Source organism: Martelella limonii, assembly GCF_013344475.1.
Taxonomy (GTDB): Bacteria; Pseudomonadota; Alphaproteobacteria; order Rhizobiales; family Rhizobiaceae; genus Martelella; species Martelella limonii.
The window spans coordinates 230,020-236,438 of record NZ_JABUOU010000007.1; the positions used below are offsets into that span (position 1 = coordinate 230,020).

At 59.0% G+C, this 6,419-nt stretch carries 6 protein-coding genes, 1 pseudogene and 1 other annotated feature; of the genes and pseudogenes, 6 read left to right on the forward strand and 1 reads right to left on the reverse strand.

Annotated features, from left to right (window positions below; genetic code table 11):
- Positions 1-55: 55 nt before the first annotated feature.
- Genes HPQ62_RS15425 through HPQ62_RS15440 form a run of 4 tightly spaced genes read left to right on the forward strand, consistent with a single transcriptional unit; the run spans position 56 to position 4,174 of the window.
- Entirely contained in the window at positions 56-991 is a 936-nt protein-coding gene (locus HPQ62_RS15425; RefSeq protein ID WP_174803455.1) for a substrate-binding domain-containing protein, read from the forward strand.
- A 37-nt stretch (positions 992-1,028) separates the two neighbouring features.
- The gene (locus tag HPQ62_RS15430; RefSeq protein ID WP_174803456.1) at positions 1,029-2,522 is read left to right on the forward strand and encodes a sugar ABC transporter ATP-binding protein; all 1,494 of its coding nucleotides are present in this window, start codon (positions 1,029-1,031) and stop codon (positions 2,520-2,522) included.
- 18 nt (positions 2,523-2,540) lie between these two features.
- On the forward strand, positions 2,541-3,326 hold the full coding sequence (locus HPQ62_RS15435) for an SDR family NAD(P)-dependent oxidoreductase (RefSeq protein ID WP_174803457.1): 786 nt from the start codon (positions 2,541-2,543) through the stop codon (positions 3,324-3,326).
- Between the two features lie 47 nt (positions 3,327-3,373).
- A complete protein-coding gene (locus HPQ62_RS15440; RefSeq protein ID WP_174803458.1) occupies positions 3,374-4,174 on the forward strand; it encodes an SDR family oxidoreductase in 801 nt (266 codons plus the stop codon).
- A 316-nt stretch (positions 4,175-4,490) separates the two neighbouring features.
- On the opposite strand, the pseudogene HPQ62_RS15445 reads toward HPQ62_RS15440, so the two are convergent.
- Positions 4,491-5,723, reverse strand: a pseudogene (locus tag HPQ62_RS15445) (IS3 family transposase).
- Positions 5,322-5,438: a sequence feature (AL1L pseudoknot), on the reverse strand. (Overlaps the previous pseudogene by 117 nt.)
- A gap of 162 nt (positions 5,724-5,885) precedes the next feature.
- On the opposite strand from HPQ62_RS15445, the gene HPQ62_RS21200 reads away from it, so the two are divergent.
- The gene (locus HPQ62_RS21200) at positions 5,886-6,008 is read left to right on the forward strand and encodes a hypothetical protein (RefSeq protein WP_280516290.1); all 123 of its coding nucleotides are present in this window, start codon (positions 5,886-5,888) and stop codon (positions 6,006-6,008) included.
- A 260-nt stretch (positions 6,009-6,268) separates the two neighbouring features.
- Positions 6,269-6,419: phosphoadenosine phosphosulfate reductase domain-containing protein (locus tag HPQ62_RS15450; protein WP_174803459.1), on the forward strand; the 151-nt coding region annotated here is incomplete at its 3' end.

Below are 6,419 nucleotides of genomic sequence, written 5' to 3' on the forward strand. Positions count from 1 at the left end.
CCCGAAACCGGGCTTCAAACGGGGTTGAGAACCCAAACACTAGGAGGAGAATATCATGAAAATCTGCAAGAAAATCATCGCGGCTGCGCTCGCATCCGTTGCTCTGGCCGGACCGGCACTTGCTGACGAAGTCAACAAGATTGGCCTTGCTGTGCCGAACCTTCAGGCCGACTTCTTCAACCAGATCAAGCTTGGCGTTGAAAACTACGGCAAGGAAAAAGGCATCGAGGTCATCGTCGTTGATGCCAAGAATGACACCGCGACCCAGGTCAGCCAGGTTCAGGATCTGATGACCCAGGGCATCGACGCCTTCATCTACATCCCAGCAGGCGCCGCCGCCGCCGCCGTTCCGACCCGCCTAGCCCGCGCTGAAGGCATTCCAGTGATCAATGTCGACCGTACGCCCGAAGGCGCGCCGGGCGATACCTTCATTGCCGGCGAAAGCGTTGAATCCGCCTATCAGGTCTGCAAGCACATCATCGATCTTGCCGGCGGCGAGGGCAAGATGGCGATGATCCACGGCCAGAAGGGCACCACGCCTGAAGTCGACCGCACCAAGGGCTGCATGCGCGCCATCGAGGAAAACCCGAATGTCGAGCTGGTCACCGAACAGTGGAGCCAGATGTGGTCACCGGATGAAGGCTTCTCGATTGCCCAGAACATGCTGCAGGCCCATCCGGATCTCAAGCTGATCTTCGGCCAGGCTGATGGTCTCGCCATGGGCGCGGCCAAGGCTGTCGATGTTGCCGGCCTCTCCGACCAGGTCATCATCGGCGGCTATGACGGCGACGTCGCGGCACTTGAATACCTCGCCAAGTGCGAAGGTCCGTTCGTGGCTACCGCCACCCAGAGCACCCAGATGATGGGCCGTCTTGCCGTGGATTCCGCCATCAAGGTTGCCGCCGGTGAGAGCGTGCCTGAGCGCCAGACACCAAATGCGGTTCTGACCACCTGCGAGAATGCGCCGCAGTTCGTCGAAAACCATCCGTAAACCTGCAGACGACGCAACATCGATAAAGGGCGGCGCCATGACGGAAAGCGGCAAATCTCCAATCCTGTCCCTCAGGGACATTCGCAAGTCCTATGGACCTGTCGAGGTCCTGCACGGGATCGATCTGGATATCCATGCCGGCGAAGTCGTGGCGCTGCTCGGCGAAAACGGCGCCGGTAAATCCACCGTTTCAAACGTCATCTCCGGAACCGTCCTCCCCTCGTCCGGCACGATGACCTGGCAGGGCGCGGTCTACGCGCCCGCCACCCCCCGCGAGGCGATCGACGCCGGCGTCGGCATGATCCATCAGGAACTGCTGTTGCTGCCGCATCTGACGATTGCCGAGAATATCTTCGTTGGTCGCTATCCGATGAAAAACGGGCGCGTCGACCGCGCCGAGATGAACCGGCGCGCCGAGCACGGCCTGGATCGGCTCGGACTCACCATATCGCCGCGTCGCAAGGTCGAAAATCTGTCAACGGCGAGCCAGCAGCTGATCGAAATCGCCAAGGCACTGACGCTGAACGCGAAACTGCTCATTCTCGATGAACCGACAGCCGCGCTTGGCGGCGAGGAAACCCGGCTCCTGTTCAAGCAGATTGAGCGGCTGAAGGCCGAGGGCGTCGGCATCATCTACATTTCCCACCGGCTGGAAGAAATAAGGCAGATTGCCGACCGCATCATTGTCATGCGCGACGGTGACAAGGTTCAGGAATTTGACACCGCCGACCTTCCCGTGCGCACCATTGTCGAAGCGATGGTCGGGCGCAGCATGGAACAGATGTTTCCGCCCCTGCATCAGCCGAGCGAAGAGACGGTTCTGGAGGTCACGGGCCTTTCGGGACCGAGTGGCAGGTTCAACGATGTAAGCTTCTCCGTCCGGCGCGGCGAAATCTTCGGGATCGCCGGCCTTGTGGGCGCAGGACGGACCGAACTGGTGCGCGCCATTGCCGGCGCTGACCCGATCGCTTCCGGCACGATCACGCTCAATGGCCAGGACATCACCCCCGCCTCGCCCCAGCAGGCGATCGCCAACGGCATCGTTCTGGTTCCCGAGGACCGCAAGCTTCAGGGCGTCATACTCGACCACAGCATTGCAGAAAACATCGCCTATTCGAATTTTGAAACTGTCAGCCGCGGCGGCTGGCTCAGCAAGAGCCGTATCCATTCCTTTGCGGATGAGAACATCGCGAAGTTCGGCGTCAAGGGCAAAGGTCACCAGAAGGCCGGCGAGATGTCCGGCGGCAATCAGCAGAAGGTGGTGATCGCCAAATGGCTCGCCCGCAATCCGCGCGTGGTGCTGCTCGACGAACCGACCCGGGGCATTGACGTTGGTGCGCGGTCTTCAATCTACGAAATCATCCACGGCCTGGCCGAGAACGGCGTCGCCGTGATCGTCGTCAGCTCCGATCTGGAGGAGGTGCTCGGCGTCTCGAACCGCATTCTCGTGATGGCGGCCGGACGGCAGACGGGCATTCTCGACCACAGCGAAGCAAATGACGTCTCGGTGATGGAACTCGCCACGGCCTGACAGGACATGGAGTCTGAAATGCAACGTTTTAAGGGAAAGACCATCGTCGTCACCGGCGGCAACAAGGGGATCGGCTTTGCGATCGCTACCCGCTTTGCGGAAGAGGGCGCAAACCTTGTCATCGCATCCGTCGAGGCCCAGGTCGAGGCGGCTGCGCAGGCGCTTTCGGACATGACCGGCGCAAAGACGGCGGGTATTATCTGCGACGTGACTGACCACGAAGCGGTGACAGCACTCTACGACCGCGCGGCGCGCGACTTCGGGGGCGTCGATATCTCGGTGCAGAACGCCGGCATCATCACCATCGCCAAGGTCGAGGACCTGACGGTTGCCGAATGGGATGCCACGATGGCGGTTAACACCAAGGGTGCGTTCCTGTGCTGCCAGCAGGCGATCCGCCATATGCGCGCTTCCGGCAAGGGCGGACGGCTGATCAATATCGCTTCCGGTCAGGCACGCGACGGCTTCATCTACACCCCGCATTATGCCGCATCGAAATTCGGCGTCATGGGCATGACCCAGAGTCTTGCCAAGGAGGTGGCGCTCGACAACATCACCGTCAACGCGATCTGCCCCGGCATCATCAAGACCGATATGTGGGACTACAATGACCGCGTCTGGGGCAAGATGCTCGGCGATTTCGGACCCGGAGAATTGATGGCAAGCTGGGTGGAGAACATACCGATGAAGCGCGCCGGCGAAGGCAAGGACGTTGCCGGCCTGATCGCCTTTCTCGCAAGCAACGACGCAGAATACATCACCGGCCAGACCATCAATGTCGATGGCGGATTGATCATGTCGTGAGCGCGCTCCGACAGGTTTGATGTTCGCACAGCAGAAAGAATTGGATTATGAACGAGAATTCCGAAATTACACTTAACGCGCCCGCCATGTTCGATCTTTCGGGCCGAGTCGCGCTTGTCACCGGCGCGGGCAGCGGTATCGGCCAGCGCATTGCCATGGGACTCGCCCAATGTGGCGCGGATGTCGCGCTCGTCGATCGGCGCACGGATGACGGGCTTGAAAGAACGGCCGAGTTTATCGCCAGGGCCGGACGAAAATCATTGCAGATCGCAGCTGATGTGACCTCTGAAGTTGCCTTGGAGGAGGCGGTTGCAAAGACCGAGGCCGAGCTCGGTTCGCTCCTCCTGGCGCTCAACGCCGCAGGCATCGCCAATGCCAATCCTTGCGAGGAGATGTCCGAGGATCAGTATCAGACTCTGATGGACATCAACATGAAGGGCGTGTGGCTGTCCTGCCGGGCAGAGGCACGCGCGATGCTCTCTCATGGCAAGGGCGGATCGATCGTCAACATCGCATCCATGTCCGGCGTGATCGTCAATCGCGGCCTCAATCAGGTGCATTACAACGCATCAAAGGCCGGCGTGATTCACATGTCGAAATCGATGGCAATGGAATGGGTCGATCGCGGCATTCGGGTCAATTCGATCAGCCCCGGCTACACCGCCACCCCCATGAACACCCGTCCCGAAATGGTGCACCAGACCAAGGAATTCGAGAGCCAGACGCCGATGCAGCGCATGGCAACCGTCGACGAAATGGTCGGCCCCGCGATCTTCCTTCTGTCCAACGCATCCTCCTATTGCACCGGCGTCGACCTGCTGGTCGACGGCGGATTCTGCTGCTGGTAAACCTTGCACCTCGTGGCAGCGGTCGGCAGTTCAAGCTGAGTCAGAATTAGGTAAACTCATAAACCTGCGTCAACAACGAGCAAAGTGCGAACGTCGTGCCGCGATTGCGCGGGCTCCTGATAAGCCCCAAGGGCCTGAGGCCTCCCGGCAGCAGGCCAGAATAACCCAGCCGACACTGACGGACAGCATCAGGTCTTGGACGGATACGAACCGGCGACTAGCCATTCGCGAATGAGCAGTACATTGATTGTGTTTCACAATTATCTGCTCTTATAAGTCAACCCTCCCGAGTTTGTCGGAGGCCGCTTGGCCTAAGTTATGCGGCCATAGCTGTCGCGCCCGGCATGGCGTAGTATTGTTCTTCCGCCTCGGCGGACGGAATGTTCCCGATTGGCTTGAGAAGGCGGCGGTTGTTGAACCAATCGACCCATTCGAGCGTGGCCAACCCCACGGCTGCAAAGTTGCGCCATGGTCCTAGCCTGTCGATGACATCGGCCGTGCGAAGACCGTTGATCGTTTCGGCGAGAGTGTTGTCATAACTCTCGCCAGTACTTCCGACAGAAGGCTCTATGCCTGCTTCCGCCAATCGCGCGGAAAAGCGAATGGACACTTACTGCGAGCCGCGATCGGAATGGTGAACCACGCCGTCGCGATGGACAGGCCGCCGATCATGCAGTGTGTGGTCGAGGGCATCGAGCACAAAGCCCGCATGGGCCGTTCGGCTTGCCCGCCACCCGACGATGCGGCGGGCGAAGGCATCAATGACGAAGGCCACGTAAACGAAGCCCTGCCATGTCGCGTCATAAGGAAAATCAGATAAACACAGCATGTTTGGCGCTGGAGCGAAGGACTGTCGGTTCACACGGTCGAGTGGGCATGGAGCGGACTTGTCCGACGCGGTAGCTTTGACTGGCTTGCCGCGAATGATGCCTTGAAGCCCCATCATTTTCATGAGCCGTGCGACGGTGCAGGGAACGACATCGAAGCCTTCTCGCTGCAACTGCCGCCAGACTTTCCGCACGCCATAAACCTGGACGTTCTGGTTGAACACCCGGCGTATCTCGATCTCCATGGCCATGTCGCTCCGGGCGCGGGCCGACAGGCGTTCCACGTCCGTACGCTTCCCAACGACCTCATAATAGGTGGATGGGGCAATCGGCATCAGTCTGCAGATCGGCTCGAACCCGAGCACCGCGCGGTGTTCGTCGATGAAAGCAATCATCGCTTCAGTGGGCGGTCGAGCTCCGTCTGGGCAAAATATGCGGACGCCTTGCGCGAAATCTCGTTGGCCTGACGAAGCTCGCGGTTCTCCCGTTCCAGAGCCTTCATCTTCTCGGCGATGTCACTCGCCAGACCAGTTCGCTTGCCGCTGTCTACCTCGGTCTTCTTCACCCACTCATTGAGCGTATGCGACGAGCAGCCGATCTTGCCGGCTATGGAAGACACCGCCGCCCATCGCGAAGGATGTTCCGCTTCATGCTCGGCCACCATTCGAACAGCGCGGGCGCAGACTTCAGGAGAAAAATTTGTCCGTCGTCTTACTTGTCATAGACCCTACTTCTCACAAGTTGGGGTCGCCGGCAAAGCCGGGGTGGTTCACATCGCCAGGCAACATCTCGCCCAACGCGTTCGCGATGAGAATGGTACTTAAAAACAGGCCGCTTGAGGCCAGATTGAGAACCCAAGGCTCTCCGGAAAATAGAGGGAAGTCATGGCCCAGGTCATCTTCATCAGGACCTCCGGCATTAACAGGGCGAAGATGAAGATCGGCACGGCCACCATCACCAACATGCTCCGCAATGTGTTCCATGAGGGAAGACGTGCGATCGCATGACGAAGAGGCCGCGGAAAGGGGCCGAAATGCCGAAAACCCAGATAGGGAAATGACCGTAAAGCCGCGCCACACATCGGAACTTCTGTCGCAAACGCCTCAAGACGGGGTAACTCGAGGCTTCCACATGGCAGGGGTTTAGGATTTCATTTCAAAAACCTCGGGTCCATCGGTCAAATTGACATTTACTTATCCCGCCGAATCTTTATCCATAGGTCGCATTTTGAAAAATTCAGTTTCATTCATATTATCGGGAATATTTGATGGCTCTTACCCATTTGCAGAGACTTGAGGCGGAATCCATCCACATCTTCCGCGAGGTTGCAGCCAGTTTTGCCAAGCCGGTGATGCTGTACTCGATCGGGAAGGATTCCTCGGTGATGATGCATCTGGCGATGAAGGCGTTCTATCCCG

Excerpts from the sequence above, each read along its gene's own strand:
- HPQ62_RS15435 (WP_174803457.1), top strand. The coding sequence starts at position 2,541 with ATGCAACGTTTTAAGGGAAAGACCATCGTCGTCACCGGCGGCAACAAG.
- HPQ62_RS15430 (WP_174803456.1), top strand. The coding sequence starts at position 1,029 with ATGACGGAAAGCGGCAAATCTCCAATCCTGTCCCTCAGGGACATTCGC.
- HPQ62_RS21200 (WP_280516290.1), top strand. The coding sequence starts at position 5,886 with ATGGCCCAGGTCATCTTCATCAGGACCTCCGGCATTAACAGGGCGAAG.
- HPQ62_RS15440 (WP_174803458.1), top strand. The coding sequence starts at position 3,374 with ATGAACGAGAATTCCGAAATTACACTTAACGCGCCCGCCATGTTCGAT.
- HPQ62_RS15425 (WP_174803455.1), top strand. The coding sequence starts at position 56 with ATGAAAATCTGCAAGAAAATCATCGCGGCTGCGCTCGCATCCGTTGCT.